The sequence below is a fragment of the Borrelia turcica IST7 genome (genome assembly GCF_003606285.1).
GTDB lineage: Bacteria > Spirochaetota > Spirochaetia > Borreliales > Borreliaceae > Borrelia > Borrelia turcica.
This window is the reverse complement of sequence record NZ_CP028884.1, coordinates 543,748-562,243: the sequence shown is the minus strand read 5'-3', so window position 1 is coordinate 562,243 and position 18,496 is coordinate 543,748. Positions and strand designations below refer to the sequence as shown.

General features: G+C 29.9%; 17 protein-coding genes. 7 read left to right on the top strand and 10 right to left on the bottom strand.

The window, feature by feature from the left end; translation table 11 throughout:
* Together DB313_RS02755 and DB313_RS02750 are read left to right on the top strand one after the other, a co-directional pair.
* Positions 1-618, top strand: coding sequence for a glucosaminidase domain-containing protein (locus tag DB313_RS02755; protein ID WP_120104316.1), 618 nt, complete (start codon positions 1-3; stop codon positions 616-618).
* Positions 605-1,411: a TIGR02757 family protein gene (locus DB313_RS02750; protein WP_120104315.1), complete on the top strand. Its 807-nt coding sequence runs from the start codon at positions 605-607 to the stop codon at positions 1,409-1,411. The genes DB313_RS02755 and DB313_RS02750 overlap by 14 nt, the downstream gene beginning before the upstream one ends.
* Before the next feature lie 88 nt (positions 1,412-1,499).
* Here DB313_RS02750 and DB313_RS06410 read toward each other — a convergent pair whose 3' ends face one another.
* From DB313_RS06410 to DB313_RS02740, 3 genes are all read right to left on the bottom strand, one after another.
* Positions 1,500-1,652, bottom strand: a complete 153-nt coding sequence (locus DB313_RS06410) for a hypothetical protein (RefSeq protein ID WP_161555013.1) — start codon at positions 1,650-1,652, stop codon at positions 1,500-1,502.
* 82 nt (positions 1,653-1,734) lie between these two features.
* Positions 1,735-2,523: a type III pantothenate kinase gene (locus tag DB313_RS02745; protein WP_120104314.1), complete on the bottom strand. Its 789-nt coding sequence runs from the start codon at positions 2,521-2,523 to the stop codon at positions 1,735-1,737.
* Positions 2,516-4,324 (bottom strand): hypothetical protein, encoded by a 1,809-nt coding sequence (locus DB313_RS02740; RefSeq protein WP_120104313.1) that lies wholly within the window; start codon positions 4,322-4,324, stop codon positions 2,516-2,518. Before DB313_RS02740 ends, DB313_RS02745 begins: the two co-directional genes overlap by 8 nt.
* Before the next feature lie 111 nt (positions 4,325-4,435).
* Here DB313_RS02740 and DB313_RS02735 point away from each other — a divergent pair, with 111 nt between their 5' ends.
* The gene (locus DB313_RS02735) at positions 4,436-4,888 is read left to right on the top strand and encodes a hypothetical protein (RefSeq protein ID WP_120104312.1); all 453 of its coding nucleotides are present in this window, start codon (positions 4,436-4,438) and stop codon (positions 4,886-4,888) included.
* A 108-nt stretch (positions 4,889-4,996) separates the two neighbouring features.
* On the opposite strand, the gene DB313_RS02730 is transcribed toward DB313_RS02735, so the two are convergent.
* From DB313_RS02730 to DB313_RS02720, 3 genes are read right to left on the bottom strand one after another with little or no spacing between them, the layout of a single operon-like run.
* Complete coding sequence (locus DB313_RS02730; RefSeq protein ID WP_120104311.1) at positions 4,997-6,577, bottom strand: PP2C family protein-serine/threonine phosphatase; 1,581 nt, start codon at positions 6,575-6,577, stop codon at positions 4,997-4,999.
* Positions 6,570-8,120, bottom strand: a complete 1,551-nt coding sequence (gene nadE, locus DB313_RS02725) for an NAD(+) synthase (protein ID WP_120104310.1) — start codon at positions 8,118-8,120, stop codon at positions 6,570-6,572. The genes DB313_RS02730 and nadE overlap by 8 nt, the downstream gene beginning before the upstream one ends.
* Before the next feature lie 42 nt (positions 8,121-8,162).
* Complete coding sequence (locus DB313_RS02720) at positions 8,163-8,645, bottom strand: glutathione peroxidase (RefSeq protein WP_120104309.1); 483 nt, start codon at positions 8,643-8,645, stop codon at positions 8,163-8,165.
* 262 nt (positions 8,646-8,907) lie between these two features.
* Here DB313_RS02720 and DB313_RS02715 point away from each other — a divergent pair, with 262 nt between their 5' ends.
* From DB313_RS02715 to rlmB, 4 genes are read left to right on the top strand one after another with little or no spacing between them, the layout of a single operon-like run.
* Positions 8,908-9,456, top strand: a complete 549-nt coding sequence (locus DB313_RS02715) for a nucleotide exchange factor GrpE (protein WP_120104308.1) — start codon at positions 8,908-8,910, stop codon at positions 9,454-9,456.
* Between the two features lie 27 nt (positions 9,457-9,483).
* The gene (gene dnaK, locus DB313_RS02710) at positions 9,484-11,382 is read left to right on the top strand and encodes a molecular chaperone DnaK (protein ID WP_120104307.1); all 1,899 of its coding nucleotides are present in this window, start codon (positions 9,484-9,486) and stop codon (positions 11,380-11,382) included.
* Positions 11,382-12,482 carry a molecular chaperone DnaJ gene (gene dnaJ, locus DB313_RS02705; protein ID WP_120104306.1) on the top strand — a complete coding sequence of 367 codons (1,101 nt, stop codon included), beginning with the start codon at positions 11,382-11,384 and terminating at the stop codon, positions 12,480-12,482. The genes dnaK and dnaJ overlap by 1 nt, the downstream gene beginning before the upstream one ends.
* Before the next feature lies 1 nt (position 12,483).
* Entirely contained in the window at positions 12,484-13,218 is a 735-nt protein-coding gene (rlmB, locus tag DB313_RS02700) for a 23S rRNA (guanosine(2251)-2'-O)-methyltransferase RlmB (RefSeq protein ID WP_120104305.1), read from the top strand.
* A 1-nt stretch (position 13,219) separates the two neighbouring features.
* Here rlmB and DB313_RS02695 read toward each other — a convergent pair whose 3' ends face one another.
* From DB313_RS02695 to pheS, 4 genes are all read right to left on the bottom strand, one after another.
* Positions 13,220-14,080 (bottom strand): DMT family transporter, encoded by an 861-nt coding sequence (locus DB313_RS02695; protein ID WP_120104304.1) that lies wholly within the window; start codon positions 14,078-14,080, stop codon positions 13,220-13,222.
* Between the two features lie 61 nt (positions 14,081-14,141).
* Positions 14,142-15,122, bottom strand: coding sequence for a thioredoxin-disulfide reductase (gene trxB / locus DB313_RS02690; RefSeq protein WP_120104303.1), 981 nt, complete (start codon positions 15,120-15,122; stop codon positions 14,142-14,144).
* Between the two features lie 78 nt (positions 15,123-15,200).
* Entirely contained in the window at positions 15,201-16,946 is a 1,746-nt protein-coding gene (gene pheT / locus DB313_RS02685) for a phenylalanine--tRNA ligase subunit beta (protein ID WP_120104302.1), read from the bottom strand.
* Positions 16,947-18,494, bottom strand: coding sequence for a phenylalanine--tRNA ligase subunit alpha (gene pheS, locus DB313_RS02680; RefSeq protein WP_120104301.1), 1,548 nt, complete (start codon positions 18,492-18,494; stop codon positions 16,947-16,949).
* Between the last annotated feature and the right edge of the window lie 2 nt (positions 18,495-18,496).

Below are 18,496 nucleotides of genomic sequence, written 5' to 3'. Positions count from 1 at the left end.
ATGTCAAAAAAATCTATACTCTTAGTAATATCAAAAATCTTAATATTACTAACCGTAAAGGGTTACTGTGAAGATGACATAATTGAAATAAGTACTGAAATAGAAAAAGAAAAGTATATTCCTTTTCTTTTAAGCAAAGGAATAAGTCAAGTAGAAGATCTTGTCAAATATACATTAAAAATGAATCCCTATCTTGAATCAGAATATGTTCAAGTAATTGCACAGACCTATATAGATGAAGCTTTAATTGAGGGGATAAATTACGACATTGCTTACGCTCAAATGTTACTTGAAACAGGCATTTTAAAATTTAATGGCGTTGTTTCTAAAGAACAGTATAATTTTTCAGGAATAGGAGCTACTGACAATTTCACAAAGGGAAACTCTTTTTCTAATATTAAAGAAGGAATTAGGGCACACATTCAACACTTAAAAGCTTACGCTTCAAGTCAGGATATAAATTCCAATATGGTCGATCCTAGGTTTTACCTTGTAAAAAGAGGCTCTGCTCCAACTATATATGACCTTACAGGTAAATGGGCACAAGACAAATTTTATGACAAAAAATTAAAAAAAATATTGCTTAGATTATTAGAATTTAATAATGCAAAAAGCTAAAGATACTATATTTGACATCTTAGAGCTTATATACAATAAATATAACAAAAGAGAATTTGTTCATCCTGATCCCCTTGAATTTTTATATAACTACGCAGAAAAAGAAGATGTTGAACTTGTAGGTCTGCTTAGCTCATCACTAGCACTTGGAAGAGTTGAAAAAATATTAGAAGCAATTAATAGAGTCTTAAAACCATTGGGTAGGAATCCTTCAGAAAAACTTAAGTATTTTACCAAAGACGACCTAAATGTAATATACAAAGACTTTATTTACAGATTTTTTAAAACAGAAGACATTGTAAGACTAATAATGACCATTAAGGAAATACAAAATAAGTACTCAACAATTGAGAATCTTTTCTATGGTATATACAAAAAGAATGGAAATTTTATATCAAGCCTAGATGAACTAATAACTTACATGGAAAACATTAATGAAGAGTCCTTTGGTTTACTACTTCCAAAACCTTCAAAGGGAAGTGCATGTAAAAGATTATTTTTATTTTTAAGATGGATGATAAGAAAAGATGAAGTTGATTTAGGAATATGGGATAAATTTAATCCCTCAAACTTAATAGTCCCAATGGATACTCATATGACAGATATATCTTTTAAACTATTTAATCTTAAATATAATAAAAGTGTAAATCTTAAGAAAGCAATAGAAGTTACAAAATATTTCTCAAATAGCAATAAAAATGATCCTGTCAAATATGATTTTTCACTAACTCGGTTTGGCATCAATAGAGAATTTAAAAAAGAAGATTTATTCATAAACATCTTAAAGCTTTAATATTCATCATTTACAAAAGATAAAATATATAAAATCATAAACTTAAGTAAAGAAATCTCACAATCAAGCTACACTATTAACACTTATTTTACCTAGTTTTACTTCCAAGCTTAGACACAAAATTAACTAAACCATAGCTTACAATATCAAAAACACAAAAATAAATCCCTAAAACGCACAAAGGACAAGAAGTAAAAAAAGCAACAGCTACCGTGGACAGAATAACAAATAATAATCTCATTTAATACCTCTCATACACTTATTAATAACATAATGGTAACACATATTTTAGTAAGATACAGGATATAAAATAATTGAACCTTTTAACAATAATCGCTTTTAAAAGAATTACCCAAAATCTTAATTCCTTCAACTGTTAAATACAGATTAAAGACAAAATCTACACTTATTAAAGGCAAAATTAAGTTAGCATTACCCCCCGTAATTATCAAATTAAATTCCTTCCCATATTTCTTAATAAGATCATAATAAACTCCTTCTATTAAATACTTGTACTGATAAATCAGTCCACTATTTACACTAGAAATTGTTGAGATTCCTAATAATTCTTTGGGTGTTGTAAGATTAAATTCTTTTAAAAGATATGCACTATTGATTAATGCATTAAAATTTGTGAAAAGCCCCCCATTAATAAGGCCCCCAAGTATCCCATCTTCCCTGCTGACAGTAAAAACAGTACAAGCCGTTCCAAGGTCTACCACTAAAGCATTGTCAAGCTTGTAAAGCTCAATGGCGCAAACAAGATTTGCAAAAACATCTGAACCTAATAAAAATGGACTACCCTTGTAAGGACTAAAGCTTAAATCATAATTTAAGTCAAATCTGACAAATAAGGGAATTACCTTATAAAGAGAATCAACAACACTTATGAGTATTTTATCAATAATAGGAACAACGCTACTTATAAATACTTTATCAACCCTAAAATCAAATTTCAATTTAAGAAATTCATAAATTTCATTAAAAGTTAAATCATGTCTTGTTTCTAGCTTACAAAATATCTGCATTTTATCTTGCCTATATGATGCAAAAGATATGCTTGTGTTTCCAACATCAATTATTAACTGAATTTTATCAACAAGATTATTCATCAATATTTCTAGTTATCTTAATATCATCAAACCTTAATAAAATATTTGTATCTTCTTCCCTTTTAGGAGTTATTTTTAAAACCAACATCTTATTACTAGGGTAATATCTCCATCCATCCGAATATCTGTAAAATTGAGAATCCGTATACCAATTAATACCCCTAAACCTAACCAAAGTGGGATTTAAAATACCCTTGAAGAAAAAATATCCAGGAGAATTTAAACTACGATTAAAATCAAGAGAATAACTAACATCAGATATATTATAATTTGAAATTTTTGAAGCACCATATATCCAATTTCCAATACCAAGACTTGGTACTAAGGTAAATTTTGGAAGATAATCATTGTCTACAATATCTGCATAATAAGCCTCATAAGGAACCCGATCAACTTCCTTACTCATTAAAGCATAATAAATAGCGTTATAAGAAAGTTTCAATATTACATCATCGCTTATCTCATAAGCCAATCTTTTAAGTAATCCGGCCACCTTTAATGTATATTCAAAATCCCAAGATAAATTATCTTTATCGCTAGGTATATAAGCTTTTCCATTACCAGACACAAGAAATAAAGTAGATATAAAATTAGCTAGCTCTTTTTTAAATTTCTCAATAACAAAATTATCATTATTCAATTTTAAAAATACAATATAATTAGATAATACATTATACGCTTGCACCACATTAAACCCAGAATTCAATATTACTTCTGGATTCTTTAAAATATTTAATGCCTCGTTAAAAAGAGAAACATTCTCAGATAAAAAAATCTTCTCCAAAAGAGAAGAATCTTCTTTTAAATATCCTAAAAGCTTATCCGTCTCCAGAGAATTAATAAAAGTCTTATTTACAGATAAATAGCTAAAAAATTTATCTAGCTTTTCTTCATCAACATAATAACTTGAACTCAAATATGTTAACTTATGTTCATTAAGATTCATTAAAAATTCAAGTTTGGAAAAAATATCTTCATAATCTGGTCTTGTTAAAGACTCAGCTAAAAGATAAACAAATATATCCTCATCAAAAGAATATATATTACCTTTAAGCCATCCACCCTGATTAACGCTAAAAGTAGATTCACTACTCCATGCATTATATGCTTTATTTTTAAATCTCACTATTGCAGAGTCAAAAACCCCTTTTTCTACTTCCTTAATTGATGCATAAACAGACGGAGAATTTATATCTAAAGAAATGCTTTTAGATACCTCCTTAGCTACAACTTCTTTTGGCTTTTCACTTTCTTTAATCAAATTTCCAATTTTAAAAACTTCTTGAGGACTAATTAAAATTTCTCTCTCATTAATTTGAGTATCTTTCCCTAAAAAGACTTCGAAATAATAATCTTTACTCTTAATTAAAATATTTTCATCAAAAGAAATTTTATAATCACTTTCAATTTCATAATTTAGTATTAATTTCTTAGAAAGATTTGAACTAATGCTAAAACTATTCTCTGAATCAAACAAAAATAGTAAAAAAATATTATTTTCAAAATAAACATAAATTCCATTATCCTGCAATTTATAAGAAACAGGATTAAGATAGAGTTCACTATCCGGAATAATAAGTGGGTTTTTATTAGATAAATTTATCCTCATTCCCCTTACAATAAAAGTAAGATTATCTAATACATATTTATTATCCTCAACTTTATTATTAACTAAAAATTTTAAATCTTTTAACAAAAATACATTTAAGCTCAAATCCCTAAATTGAACAAAAATAATAAAAAATAAAACGAGTATACCTATTAATAAATTTAAAAAACTTATACTCAAATATTTCTTCATACTACTAAATTTTAATTATAAAGGATCAAAATATCAATCTCAGTTGTATAAAAGCAAAAAACTTAATAAAATTAATCGGAGCATAGCTTATTTAAATAGGAGTAAATATAAATGAAGATTCCAAAAAATCATATCCCAGGCACAAATCCATATAAATCTCTGCCTAAAAAACCTATTATTGAATCAAATAAAAAAATATCAAAAAAACAAGAACAAATAAATTCAGAAATAATGAGATCACAAGAGAGAATACTAAAACTATACATGAGGAGATTACAAAAAAAAGATCAAACAATGCTTCAAAATTTTATCATGGAAGGACATAAAGTCGGTTCTAAGATTTTCAATAATCTTCCAAAGATTTTAAGAGAGATAATAACTATAATGAACTTAGAATCCCTAAAAGTACTACTTAAAAATACAAAAAATCCTTTCAAAATACTTTATATAAAGTTTTCTACTTGGACACTAAATAAACTATTAAAATCTCTTAACAGTTCAAACATAAATCAAGACAAACAACCTCGAAAGCAAGAAAAGAAACAAGAAAGCAAAAAAAAGTAAATTTGCTACTGGAAAGCTCTGAAATATTAATTAATCTCTGTTTTGAAAAATTTCCCAATACACAAATAATATTAACTTAAATTATTTACATATTTTAAGTTATGTTTCCTAATTAATAATAAATTCTAAAACAGAAAAATCATCTCTAAATTTATTATATTTAGATAGGTTTAACATACTCTCATAAAGACGCATCAAAATAAAATCATCCAAGTGATGTGTATTTTCTTTAATTATTCCATAAAAATCATCAATAGACATTATTAAATTTTTCTTATTCTCAATCTCATAAACACCATCACTAAAGAGTAACAAATGCGAATTTTTATTTAATAAGACCTCACTCTCTTCACAAGAATATATCTCCTCGATTCCAAGAATCATCCCTCTCGTTTTAAGGCAAATATTATCTCCAGAATTTAAAACAATAGCAGGGGGTGTTCCTGCCGATGAAAACCTTAGCCGTTTTGTCCGTACATTCAAAACACCATACCACAATGTAATAAACATGTCACTTCTAAACTTAACAAAATAACTATTAACATACTCTAATACCTTAGAAGGATTAATATCATCATTATTCATAACATAAGAATTAATAACACTTGAAACACTAAGAGATAAAAGTGCAGAACCTATCCCATGTCCTGAAATATCTATCAAATAAATTACTAGTTCATCATCATTAACAAAATAGTAATTAAAAAAATCACCTCCAATTCTCTCTGAAGGAATAAAAATCCAATTGGTACTAAAAAATTCGTTTCGTATTTTATCAGGCAATAAGTTTTCAATGTAGTTCCCAGCCTCAACTAACTCACTCTCAAGATATTCTCTACCTTTAAGTATCAAATCTAAATATTTCTGTCCCTGTTCTATGCCCCTTTTCTTCTCAATAAAACTACTTATCCTAGCCTCTAGTACTAATAAATCTAAACTTTTCAAGAAATAATCATCCACTCGCTCTTCAATAAAAATTGTAACAATATCTTTTCTAGTTATGTTAGAAACAACAATAACTGGAATTGTTTCATAAAGACTATTTTTTTTAACAACTCTAAGCAAGTCTAAAATTATCTGTACATCTCTGTCTGAGCAAAAATCAAGAATAATTAAATCATAAAAGTCACTACAAATCATTTTATTGAAAAAGTCAACAGTATCTACAGATATAACATCATATTTTAACATCAAATATTTTGTTAGTTTTTTACTATAAATTTTATCCTCAGAAAAAATTAATATTTTATGCCCATCCTTATTTAAGACATGCCTACTTGTATGTTCAGAAGAGAAAACTAAATTCTCAAGCTCAATCTCCGTAGAAGATATTATTGATGAAATTTTAAAAGAAATAGCCTTAAAAAAAGCAACCCCAGCGTCTTTAATTTCACTATAATTCATAGAATTATCTATTAATTCTAAAGATAAATACAAATAAGAAATTAAATCACATTTCATGCTTTTAATAAGAAATTTACCCATTTTTAACTCTTCAGAAGCTTCAAGTTCTTCCCTAAATTTATTGGAAACTTCTAAAGTCAATTCAAGATAATTTGTAATATCATCATAAAAATATCTAGGAGTTTCTTTATAAAGCTCATAAGAATAAGTATTTATCAGTAAAAAAATCTTTTCTAACTTTAAATTAAACTCATTTAATATACTAACAATATTAGCACTACTCATCTATCGTCAATTCAACCTTTGAAACAGGAAGTAAAATGTCATTACCAAAAGTCTTCCTAGAAACTTTAACTATCATAGAGCCTTGTCTTCTTTTATACTCACTACCAGAATAAAGATCCAATACTTTTGTGACTAATTCTTTTCCAAAAGCTTTATATAGAAAGTCTAAAGGTTCATTTTTAATCAAATATCTCATCAATATCTCATCAAGAACTTCATATATAGGAAGAGAATCGCTATCCTTTTGCTGTGGCCTTAATTCAGCAGAAGGTTCTTTTAAAATAATATTAGTAGGAATTACGTCTCTACCCTCTCTTACATTAATATATCTTGCAAGCTCATACACATCACCTTTAAATAAATCTCCAATCAAAGCGATTCCTCCACAAGAATCTCCATAAAGCGTGCAATAACCAACAGCAATCTCACTTTTATTTCCAGTATTTAGAAGCAAAGACCTATTGGCATTACTATAAGACATTAAAAAAAGACCTCTAAGCCTTGCCTGCAGATTCTCCTCAGTAATTCCCTTTGTATTGAAATACTCATTAAAAAATCCTAAAGTAGTTGAAAACACCATTTCAATAGGCATATCAATCAACTTAAATCCTAATCCCCTAGCTAGTTCTTTTGCATCCGAAACAGACCCTGACGATGAAAATTTACTAGGCATAGAAATACCAATAACTTTACTAGATCCTAAAGCAACGCACGCAAGATAAGCAACAAGAGCAGAATCTATGCCTCCCGAAATACCCAAATGAACTTTATCAAATCCATTAAGACAAACATATTCCCTTAAAGCATTTACTATTGCTAATATAACCTTATCAAGGATTGCAGAAGGAGAGTCAAGTTCTAAATCATGAAATCCCTCATTCAATAAAATATCTTCTTCAAACTCTTTAGCTTGAGTCAATTTACCGTACTTATTAATAAAAAAACTCAAGCCATCAAACACAACAGAGTCATGAACACCATATAAATTGGCATAAGCAACTTCTATATTATTTTCAACAGCTACTTTTTCAAAAAAAGAAAGTCTTAAATTATTTTTTTCTTTAGTAAAACAAGATTTTGATGGAATTAAGAGATATTGAGATTTTATAAAATAAGTGCTAAACTCGTGGTCAAACCCTTTAAATAAAAGCTCATCTTCAAAATTCAATACGGCAATGTTATGTCCCTTATATTCAAACAAGACTGGTGTATTCATTTCTCTAGTTGTCAAAATAAATTCATGGTTGTTTACCGCAGATACACAGTCTACTATCCTTCCCTCGTAAAAATCATAATGTCCAAATACAACACAAATCCTATCATCAACTTGATTTTTTATAAAATTAAGACAGTCAAGATTTATTTTTAAAATTTCTGGTCTACGTAATAAATTATCATATTCATTATAACCAACAAACATAAAAGGAAAAATTAAAATATCAATATTATTCTGTAAAGCATATTCACAATTTTTTTTAAATTCATCCAAAGTTTCATTAAGTTTAGAAATTCTGTGTTTTATCTGAGCTATACATATTTTCACAAACTAAATCATAAGCAATAACAGAAAAAATTACAATCAAAGCTATCTCACATTCAATAATCTTTCAATCTTACCCTTAATGCTCATTGGAGTAATCTTAGAATCATACCTACCTACCACTCTACCTTCTCTGTTTACTAAAAACTTAGTAAAATTCCATTTAATATCTCCCTTAAACTCTTGAGGAGATTTTTCTGTTAAATACTTATACAGAGGATGTGCATTCTCCCCATTAACCTCAATTTTAGAAAAAATAGGAAATGAAACATTATAAATTGTCTGACAAAATCTTAAAATTTCCTCATTTGCCCCAGGTTCCTGCAGACCAAACTGATTACAAGGAAATCCTAATATAAAAAGACCTCTTCTCCTATACATTCTGTAAAGCATTTCAAGATCTTGATATTGACTTGTATAAATACAATTACTTGCTACATTTACAATAAGTAATACCTTGCGCATATAATCTGAAATAGAAATCTCAGGACCAGATGCAAGCCTTACCCTAAAATCATAAATACTCATAAAATCCCCCAAATACACTCTTAAAACTTATAGACACTGCTTTAAATAAAGGAATAAAATATTTTTATTTTGACAAAAAAATACACATAAAAATTCTCTAATTTCAAAATATGTGTAAATATTATACTAATATAATTGAATAGTCAAAATCCACTCTTTTAAAAACAATCAAAATGAATCAAATTACTAAAAAAATCTTTAAAGAAAAAATTTGTAAATTATTTTCTTTAAAGATAAAATAACTTTACGAAAGGAGGCTAGCATGGAAGAGAAGAATAAAGACGAAGAATCTGGCAAGATTAAAGAACAAGCAAAAGACACACTCCCAAACAAAGACAACTCCAATATGGAGAAAAAAATTGTTGAACTAGAAAATGAAATCTCAAATATGAAAGATTTATATTTAAGAAAACAAGCAGAATTTGAAAACTTCAGAAAAAGACTTGAAAAAGACAAAGATAATTTCATTAAATTTGCAAATGAAAACATAATGAAAGACATAATTAACTTTCTTGACAACTTAGAAAGAGCAATAGATTCATCAAAAAAATCAAAGGATTTTGATACTTTACTATCAGGCATTAGTATGATTGAAAGCGAAATACTCTCTAGTTTTGACAAAAAATACAACTTAAAAAAATTTGGAAACCTTGGTGATGTTTTTGATCCAAGTCAACATGAAGCACTAAGCATAGAAGAAAAAGAAGAGCTTAAAGCTCCAGAAATAGTAGAAGTATACCAAAAAGGATACTGCTACAATAATCGCGTATTAAGAACTGCGAAAGTTAAAGTTGCACAAAGCAAAAACTAACATATAAAAATAAAAAGGAGGTTATATATGGGAAAAATAATAGGAATTGACTTAGGAACAACAAATTCATGTGTGGCTATAATGGAACACGGAAAACCTGTTGTAATACAAAATTCAGAAGGAGGCAGAACCACACCATCAATTGTAGCTTACACAAACAAGGGTGAGAGACTTGTTGGACAGGTTGCAAAGAACCAAATGGTTACAAATCCTGAAAATACAATATATTCAATAAAAAGATTTATGGGAAGAAGGTTTGAAGAAGTTGCAAGTGAAATCAAGATGGTTCCTTATAAAGTAGAAAAGGGACAAAATGGAGATGCTCGTGTAAACATTTCTAACATAAAGAAACAAATGTCACCTCCAGAAATATCAGCTGCAACTCTTACAAAAATGAAAGAAACAGCTGAAGCTTATTTAGGTGAAACCGTAACTGAGGCTGTAATTACCGTTCCCGCTTATTTTAACGATGCACAAAGACAGGCTACAAAAGATGCCGGCAAGATCGCAGGACTTGATGTTAAAAGAATTGTCAATGAACCTACAGCTGCAGCGCTTGCTTATGGAATCGAGAAAAAGCATGAAGAAATCGTTGCTGTTTATGACCTTGGTGGGGGTACTTTTGATATCTCAATACTTGAACTTGGAGATGGTGTTTTTGAAGTTAAATCAACAAATGGTGATACTCATCTTGGCGGTGATAACTTCGATGATGAGATTATTAAACATTTAATTACTGAATTTAAAAGAGATAGTGCTATTGATCTTTCAAACGATAAAATGGCACTTCAAAGACTTAAAGAAGCAGCTGAAAAGGCAAAAATAGAACTTTCTGGTGCTCAAGAAGCATCAATAAATCTTCCATTTATCACAGCAGACGCAAATGGACCTAAACACTTACAATACACTTTAACAAGAGCAAAATTTGAGCAGATGGTAGATCACTTAGTTCAAAAAACAAAAGAGCCATGCCTTAAAGCTATTAAAGATGCTGGACTTAAGGCTTCTGATATAAATGAGGTAATACTAGTTGGAGGATCTACAAGAATACCAGCTATTCAAAAAATTGTAAAAGAAATATTTGGGCAAGAGCCAAATAAAGGTGTAAACCCTGACGAGGCTGTTGCAATAGGAGCTGCAATTCAAGGTGGAATTTTAACAGGTGAAACTAAAGACATGGTACTACTTGATGTTACACCTCTTTCTTTAGGGATTGAAACTCTTGGTGGAGTCATGACAAAATTAATTGAGCGGAATACTACAATTCCTACAAAAAAGAGTCAAGTCTTCTCAACAGCAGCTGATAATCAAACTTCTGTAGATATTAAAGTTCTACAAGGTGAACGTGAAATGGCAGCTCAAAACAGAATACTCGGTAATTTCATTCTTGACGGAATACCAGCAGCACCAAGAGGAGTTCCACAAATTGAGGTTAGTTTTGACATTGATGCTAATGGAATAGTGCATGTTTCTGCTAAAGATATGGGAACTGGAAAAGAACAAAAGATTCGAATTGAATCATCTTCAGGGCTCTCTGAAGATGAAATTGAGAGAATGGTCAAAGACGCGGAAGCTCACGCTGAAGAAGATAAAAAGCTAAAAGAAGGCATCGAAGCAAAAAATACAGGAAATTCCTTAATTTATCAAACAGAAAAATCTCTTAAAGAACATGGAGATAAAATCACAAGTCAAGACAAGCAAGCTATTGAAAATAAAATTAAGGAACTTAAAGACGCATTAGAAGGATCTGATGTATCTTTAATTAAATCAAAAACAGAAGAACTTCAACAGGCTTCATATAAAATAGCTGAGGTAATGTATAAAGACGCTCAATCCAATGCAGCAAGTCAAGGCAATACTCAAAACAATACAGGTAATGACAGCAAAGAAGCTGATTACGAAGTTGTTGATGAGGATAAAGGGTAGTGAAAAGGGATTATTATGAAATTTTGGGGCTCTCAAAAGGGGCCTCAAAAGATGAAATCAAGAAAGCATATAGAAAAATAGCAATCAAATATCATCCTGATAAGAATCAGGGTAATAAAGAAGCCGAAACCCTCTTTAAAGAAGCTACAGAAGCTTATGAAGTTTTAGGAGATGAAAATAAGCGTGCTCAATATGATAGGTTTGGACACACAGCTTTTGAAGGTGGCGGTTCTGGATTTAGTGGGTTTTCCAGCGGTTTTGGTGGGTTTTCAGACATTTTTGAAGATTTTGGAGATATTTTTGATTCATTCTTCACTGGAGGACAAAGACAAGAAAGGCACAGGCAGAGTACAAAGGGTAAGGATATACCATATCAAATAGAAATATCACTTGAAGATGCTTATTTTGGCTACAAAAATACCATTAATATCACAAGAGAAAAACTATGTGAGTCCTGTTTTGGGAAAAAATCTGAAAAAGGGACAAGTCCCTCAATATGTAATATGTGTAATGGAAGCGGACACGTAATACAAGGAGGCGGATTTTTTAGGGTAACAACAACATGTCCAAAATGTCATGGAAACGGGAAAATAATATCAAATCCATGCAGATCATGTAAGGGTAAAGGAAGTTTTACAAGTCAAGAAACAATTACACTCAATATTCCACGAGGAATTGATGATTCACAACAAATCAAAATGAGAGAAAAAGGAAGCATAAATCCTGACAATCAAAAATATGGCGATCTTTATGTAAGAGTATTAATAAGACCCCACAGAATTTTTAAAAGAAACGGAAAAGATCTATATGCAACCCTTCCAATAAGCTTTACTCAAGCAGCACTTGGTAAAGAAATAAAAATAAAAACAATATCCGAAAAAAAAATCACAATTAAAATTCCAAAAGGAATAGAAAATGATGAACAAATAATTATTAAGAATGCAGGCATGCCTATATTACAAACAGAAACATTTGGAAATCTAATTCTTGTTACTAAAATAAAAAGCCCTAAAAATCTAAGTCACAATGCGCTTAATTTACTGGAAGCTTTAAGTCAAGAAATTAAAGACACCGATGAGGTAAACTTAAATAAAATTTAATATGTATATCACACATGCTAATTCCGTCATTGAAAGCATAAAAAACAACAAAGGACTTGAATTATATATTTCAAAGACAAGTCCAAAAATCAAAAATATTGAAGAATTGGCTAAGAAACATAACATAAAAGTAATAAAAGTTAATGACATTACCAAGATAATCGGAAACAGCACTCACAGAGGTTTTGCTCTAAGATTACAAGACGTAAAATTTAAAAATACAAAAACTGACGATAAAAGTTTAGAAGATTTTTTAAAAGAATTTCAACACAAGAATAATGTATTTATCTTGATACTGGATGGAATAGAAGATCCCCAAAACCTCGGAGCAATTCTTAGAACAGCAGAACAATTTAGCATTGATCTTGTTATTATCAGCCAGAGACGTAGTGCCAAAGACAACTCAACAGTCTTGCGCACTAGTTCTGGAGCAAGTCAATATGTCAATAAAGTAGCAGTTTCAAACATAAATAATGCAATAAAACTTTTAAAAGAAAGCGGTTTTTGGATATATGCCAGTGACACTAAAGGGAAGGAAATAAACAACATGGAAATCGATGATACCAAAATTGCACTCATTATGGGCAACGAAGGTAAGGGGATACACAAGCTTATTAAAGAAAATTCTGACTTTTTAGTTAAAATTCCAACTAGTGGTAAAATAGACTCATTAAATGTATCTGTTTCAACAGGAATTTTAATATTTGAAATTAAAAGACAACTGAACTTACTATAAATTATTTCTTGCCTTTAAGATAAATAATAATACCACCTAATAGAATAAAGCTTACACCCAAATATGAGTAAATGTCAGGATATATCCCTAGGATAGGAATTGAGAATATCATAGAAAATATTAAACTAAAATAACTAAAAATAGACACCTCAGAAGAATTACCAATCTTATAAGATATAGTAACAAAGAGCTGAGATAAAGCAGCTAAAGCTCCTATTAACATCAGCCAAAGAATATCATTTAAATTTACAACATCAATATTCCAAATAAAAAAGAAAGGCAATAACATAAACAAACCAATAAAAGATAAATAAAATAAAAATGTAAAAGAATCTATGTCTCTTCCTTTATTTGAATATCCAATTAAAACATAGGATATGGCAAACAAAAATGCAGATAAAATACCTATTAAAAAAGGATAATGATCAATATCAATATTAGGTCTAAAGATAAAAATAACGCCAATAAAAGAAAATATATAAGAAATTAACTTATAAAACTTAAGTTTTTCTTTAAGTAGAGTTACTCCTAAAATAGAAACAAAAATAGGAAATGTTAAATAAAGAGCTGTCGAATCTGTTGGAGAGAGTAAAGTCATACTGTAAAAGAGTAAAAATATTGCCACATTACATACGACAGATCTTATTATCAAAAACATCCTATCTTCACATTTACCCAAAAAAATATTTTTATTTCTAGTAAAAACAAAAATAAAAATAATACAAGGAAATAAATATCTAAAAACTAATTTAGAAAACAAAGAATACTGTGGGACATACCTAACACACACAACAAGCAAAGAATAAAAAAGAGCATATAAAAGCATACAAAAAATACTAAATGCTCTATTTCCTATCAACATATCATAACACTCCACAGCACTTTTGATTGAAGCAAGTAATCAATAATATAAATTTACATAATTAACCTAAAAAATTTCTCATTTCAACAGAAGCTATAAACCCTTCAGCCGCTGCTGTAATAGCCTGTGCATAGAGCTTATTGCTAACATCTCCACATGAAAATACACCATCAACGCTTGTCTTCACACAACCTTGAGTTACAATATATCCATCCTCATCAAGTTCTAAAAATCCTTTTAAAAATTCTGTGTTTGGCTTATACCCAACAGCCATAAATATCCCATATACGCTTAATTCAAAAGTAGAATTATCTTTATTATTTATAATTTGTACTCTAGATACAGAATTTTCTCCATTAACTTCAATCGCTTCACAGTTATATAAAATCTCAACATTAGATAACTCTTCAACATTTTTTCTTAACATAGCAATAGCTTTTAAATAATCTTTTCTTACAATAACATATACTTTTGATGCCAATTTACTCAAATAAATAGCCTCTGAAATTGATGTATTACCTCCACCAATTACTGCCACATTTTTCCCTTTAAAAAGATGTCCATCGCAAATTGCACAAACAGAAATACCCTTATTCCAAAATAAATCTGAATTTTTAAGCGTATCAAGCTTCTTAGGGGCTGATCCTACTGCAATAATAACAGCCTTACTCTTATAAATATAATTATCGGTAAAGAGATAAAAAACATTATCTCTCTTTTCTATAAATCTTACAGTCTCAGAATAAGTAGTAGCCCCCAGATTAACTACCTGCTCTTTCATATTTAACATCAATTCTCTTCCACTTACACCATTCTTAAATCCTGGATAATTATACACATCTGTAGTTGTTGTAAGCTGTCCCCCCGGCTCAGGTCCTTCCAAGACAACCGTTTTATATCCACTCATAACAGTATAAATTCCAGCTGTAAGCCCAGCAGGGCCCGAACCAACAATAATTACATCTTCAACAGAATTTACCTCTGTTCTTAAAATATTTTTATCATCACGCTTTTTTATATCAAGTGTTTCAAACTCTAACATAAATCTTTTAACCTCTCTGAACCTTTCAAATACACTACTAAACTTATTTACTATAACACAACTTTATCATATGTTATCTTAAAATCTTTGGGATGCTTCTAAAAGAAAGTTAAGATTAATCTCTAGTACACAACATGGAACAGTAATTCCAAAATTACTCAACACAAAAGGTGATACTTCACCGAATTCACCCACACAAAAGTTATTTACAAAAATTTCAGCTCTTCTTCCAATTATATAAAGCATTGATGCTCTCGCTTCTACTAGCCTAAATTCAATATTTAAATAATAAAAAAGAGATGCGACTAAAGAGCTAATTTCATTAAATGTACAATCTTTATCTGCCATCAAAAAAGCCAAATTATCATAGGTCACAGAAGCTTCAGGACTATTTGGATCCCTTAAAGCTACCTTGCCAATTTCAAAAATCTTATGTGGATAAGGAAAGTTAGAACTAATACTTTCAGATTTAAGCAAATCAGATATTATAGAACATCTAATATATTCATAATTTTCTGTCATTGGATTATCAACGCTTAAAAACCAATCTTCCATTTCATAATTACGTACATTTTCAACAAGGTCTTTCCTAGACCCTAGATAATTATAAATCATTTCTTGGAATCCCATTCCAATCATTAAAGATCTAACCTTTCTTGAAAATTCTTCTATCTGAGTAAGCCTACCTATGGTAAAACTTTTGGGAAGCTCTGGTTTAAAACTATCCAATCCTCTTGCTATCATTATCTCTTCAATAGCATCAACTTCATGAAGAAAATCATTCCTGTAAACAGGAGGATTGATGCGTATTTTATCTTTACCTTTAGAATCACCTGCACTAGAAGAATAAGCAACTGCAGACACCCCTAATTTTTTCAAGTCAAGACACATCTCATCTGCTGTTAATTTGATTCCAAGCATTCTATTAACATTATCAACACTAACTTCCACAGTATCTTGGAAATAGAAAGGACAAACTATTTCTTTCCCAAGTAAAGTTTCCTTAGGGAAAATTGTCTTTACTGGAAAAATTTCAAAACCCATATCATGCAAATCACAAGCAACAACAGATAAAGACAACAAAGTAGCCTCAAGATTATTTCCCGTGACCTCAATAAATAAATCAGTATCACCTACCTTTAAAGCTCCAACATCATGAGAATTGATTATTGGCGGATAAGATAGAGTTTGCCCCTTATTGTCTACTAACAAAGGATATCTATTGCAATCTTTAAGAATTGACGAATATTCTATGCCCTTAGGATGCTTTTCATTGATTTCCCAAATAGACATCTCGTTTTCCATACCTAAAGGAATAAATTTATAGTTACAATTACAAGCAGTATAGTTTATTGGAAACTCAATAAAATTTGCCGAATACATTCCCATTGCAACTCTTCTACGCTTTTGTCCATAATTCTGGCAAAGTTTTTCCTGCAACTGAACTAAAGTATCAAGCATTTTGTCATCACAAATCATCCCCTTTGCTAAAAATCCAAAAACAAAAGGCCTAATACTAGACATCATCTCAGGAGAAACCTCAATCTCACCATAAGCCTTTTTTAAATCACCAGCTTTAGAGAAAAATTCAAAAGAAGGCAGACTACCAAAAAGATATGTCTTAATTTGACGTGCAAGCCCTACACACGACCATAAATCTGGTCTATTTGTATCATTAAACTCAATTTTTATCTTATCATTTTCTTCATCAAATTCATCAATTTCAGCTTTAGCTATCTCAAGTACAGACTCAAGCTCAGACTCTGTTAAATTCTTTCCTATTTTTTCCAATAAAATACTTTTATACACTTCAACCTTTGGCATTTACCTTCCTCGCCTTAAAACAACACTCCCAATATCATGAGTAAAAAGTTCCCTTATATCATTTAAACCCAAATGCATTAAAGCCATTCTATCAATACCAATACCCCAAGCAATAACAGGTGCATCAACTCCAAATGGTTTTGTAACCTCTGGTCTGAAAATACCACTACCACCTAACTCAAACCAACCAAGAACAGGATGCTTTACATGCACTTCAATCGAAGGTTCCGTAAATGGAAAATAAGCAGGAACATATTTAACCTCAGTAGCACCAGCAAGTTCCTTAGCAAAAATTTCAAGAAGACCAAGCAGGGTTTTAATATTAACATCATCTCCAATAACAATCCCTTCTGTTTGATAAAAATCAGCTCCATGAGTTGCATCAACTTGATCATATCTAAAGCATCTAACAATTCCAAAATATTTGCCAGGATTTTTTGCATTCATTAATTGCTTTGCTGATAAAACTGTACCCTGAGTTCTTAATACCAACCTTTTTGAAATACTCTCATTAAAATCATATCTCCATCCTCTTGAACCTGTATTAAACCCATTCTCATGCGTAGACTTAACATTAGAGAAATAAGGCTCTGGTAAGGATTCTGTCGAATTTGGTTTTTTAATATAATAAACATCCCTTGCATCACGTGCAGGATGAAATTGAGGCATAAAAAGAGCATCATTATTAAAAAATTCTGATTCCACCAAGGGGCCATCAAATTCTTCAAATCCAAGACTCACAAGTCTATCCTTAACCTTAGCAATATACTCAGAATAAGGATTTGCACGTCCAATAAAAGTCTTATTTGGCAAAACATGTATATTATACTCTCTAAACATTCTACCTACATAAGTATTGTTTTTTAACATTTCAGGTGTTAACTTTCCAATTCGATCTTTTGGAAATCTATGATTCCTGTACTCAGCTCTCACTTCTAGTCCAAACTCAGTAAACTCAAATTTTAAATCCAACCTTTCTATTACCTTAAATAAAGTATCACTAGCTCCTTTTTTCTTAGAGACACTAGAAATAGCAAATAATTCATCTTTTGATAAATCATCTTCCAAAATATCGCCATCTTTAGCTCTTGAAAGCAATTTTTTCACTATTTTATAATTAGCAGATTTTTCTAAATCTTTAGCAATAATTTCTTTACTTGGCCCTAAAGATATCACTTCTTCTTTAATCAAATTACCAAATGCCTTTCCAACATCTTTAATCTCAACACCTAATTCTTTTGACAAATCAGTAATTAAAACCTTTTTACTAGATATAAGACTTATTATTCTCTCTTCAATCAAACCATTTTTTAAAGCATCAAGACCTTTCTCAGTCAAACGATAAAATACATTAACCTTTCTAAAAACTTCGCTAATAATACCCTTGTAAGAAAGCCATTCTATTATTTTATTTGCTTGCCCCTCATCATACCCTAAATCTTTAGAAAGACCGGAGGCAGAAATTTCATCAACCTTTTTATATTTAAAAATTACTTGTTCCTCAAGAGGATGCAATGTTTTTACTATTGTTTTCAGTCTATGATCCACAA

What these genes read in the sequence shown, in the direction of transcription:
- DB313_RS02755 (WP_120104316.1), top strand. Translation starts at nt 1, where the DNA reads ATGTCAAAAAAATCTATACTCTTAGTAATATCAAAAATCTTAATATTA.
- DB313_RS02750 (WP_120104315.1), top strand. Translation starts at nt 605, where the DNA reads ATGCAAAAAGCTAAAGATACTATATTTGACATCTTAGAGCTTATATAC.
- DB313_RS06410 (WP_161555013.1), bottom strand. Translation starts at nt 1,652, where the DNA reads ATGAGATTATTATTTGTTATTCTGTCCACGGTAGCTGTTGCTTTTTTT.
- DB313_RS02745 (WP_120104314.1), bottom strand. Translation starts at nt 2,523, where the DNA reads ATGAATAATCTTGTTGATAAAATTCAGTTAATAATTGATGTTGGAAAC.
- DB313_RS02740 (WP_120104313.1), bottom strand. Translation starts at nt 4,324, where the DNA reads ATGAAGAAATATTTGAGTATAAGTTTTTTAAATTTATTAATAGGTATA.
- DB313_RS02735 (WP_120104312.1), top strand. Translation starts at nt 4,436, where the DNA reads ATGAAGATTCCAAAAAATCATATCCCAGGCACAAATCCATATAAATCT.
- DB313_RS02730 (WP_120104311.1), bottom strand. Translation starts at nt 6,577, where the DNA reads ATGAGTAGTGCTAATATTGTTAGTATATTAAATGAGTTTAATTTAAAG.
- DB313_RS02720 (WP_120104309.1), bottom strand. Translation starts at nt 8,645, where the DNA reads ATGAGTATTTATGATTTTAGGGTAAGGCTTGCATCTGGTCCTGAGATT.
- DB313_RS02715 (WP_120104308.1), top strand. Translation starts at nt 8,908, where the DNA reads ATGGAAGAGAAGAATAAAGACGAAGAATCTGGCAAGATTAAAGAACAA.
- dnaK (WP_120104307.1), top strand. Translation starts at nt 9,484, where the DNA reads ATGGGAAAAATAATAGGAATTGACTTAGGAACAACAAATTCATGTGTG.
- rlmB (WP_120104305.1), top strand. Translation starts at nt 12,484, where the DNA reads ATGTATATCACACATGCTAATTCCGTCATTGAAAGCATAAAAAACAAC.
- DB313_RS02695 (WP_120104304.1), bottom strand. Translation starts at nt 14,080, where the DNA reads ATGTTGATAGGAAATAGAGCATTTAGTATTTTTTGTATGCTTTTATAT.
- trxB (WP_120104303.1), bottom strand. Translation starts at nt 15,122, where the DNA reads ATGTTAGAGTTTGAAACACTTGATATAAAAAAGCGTGATGATAAAAAT.
- pheT (WP_120104302.1), bottom strand. Translation starts at nt 16,946, where the DNA reads ATGCCAAAGGTTGAAGTGTATAAAAGTATTTTATTGGAAAAAATAGGA.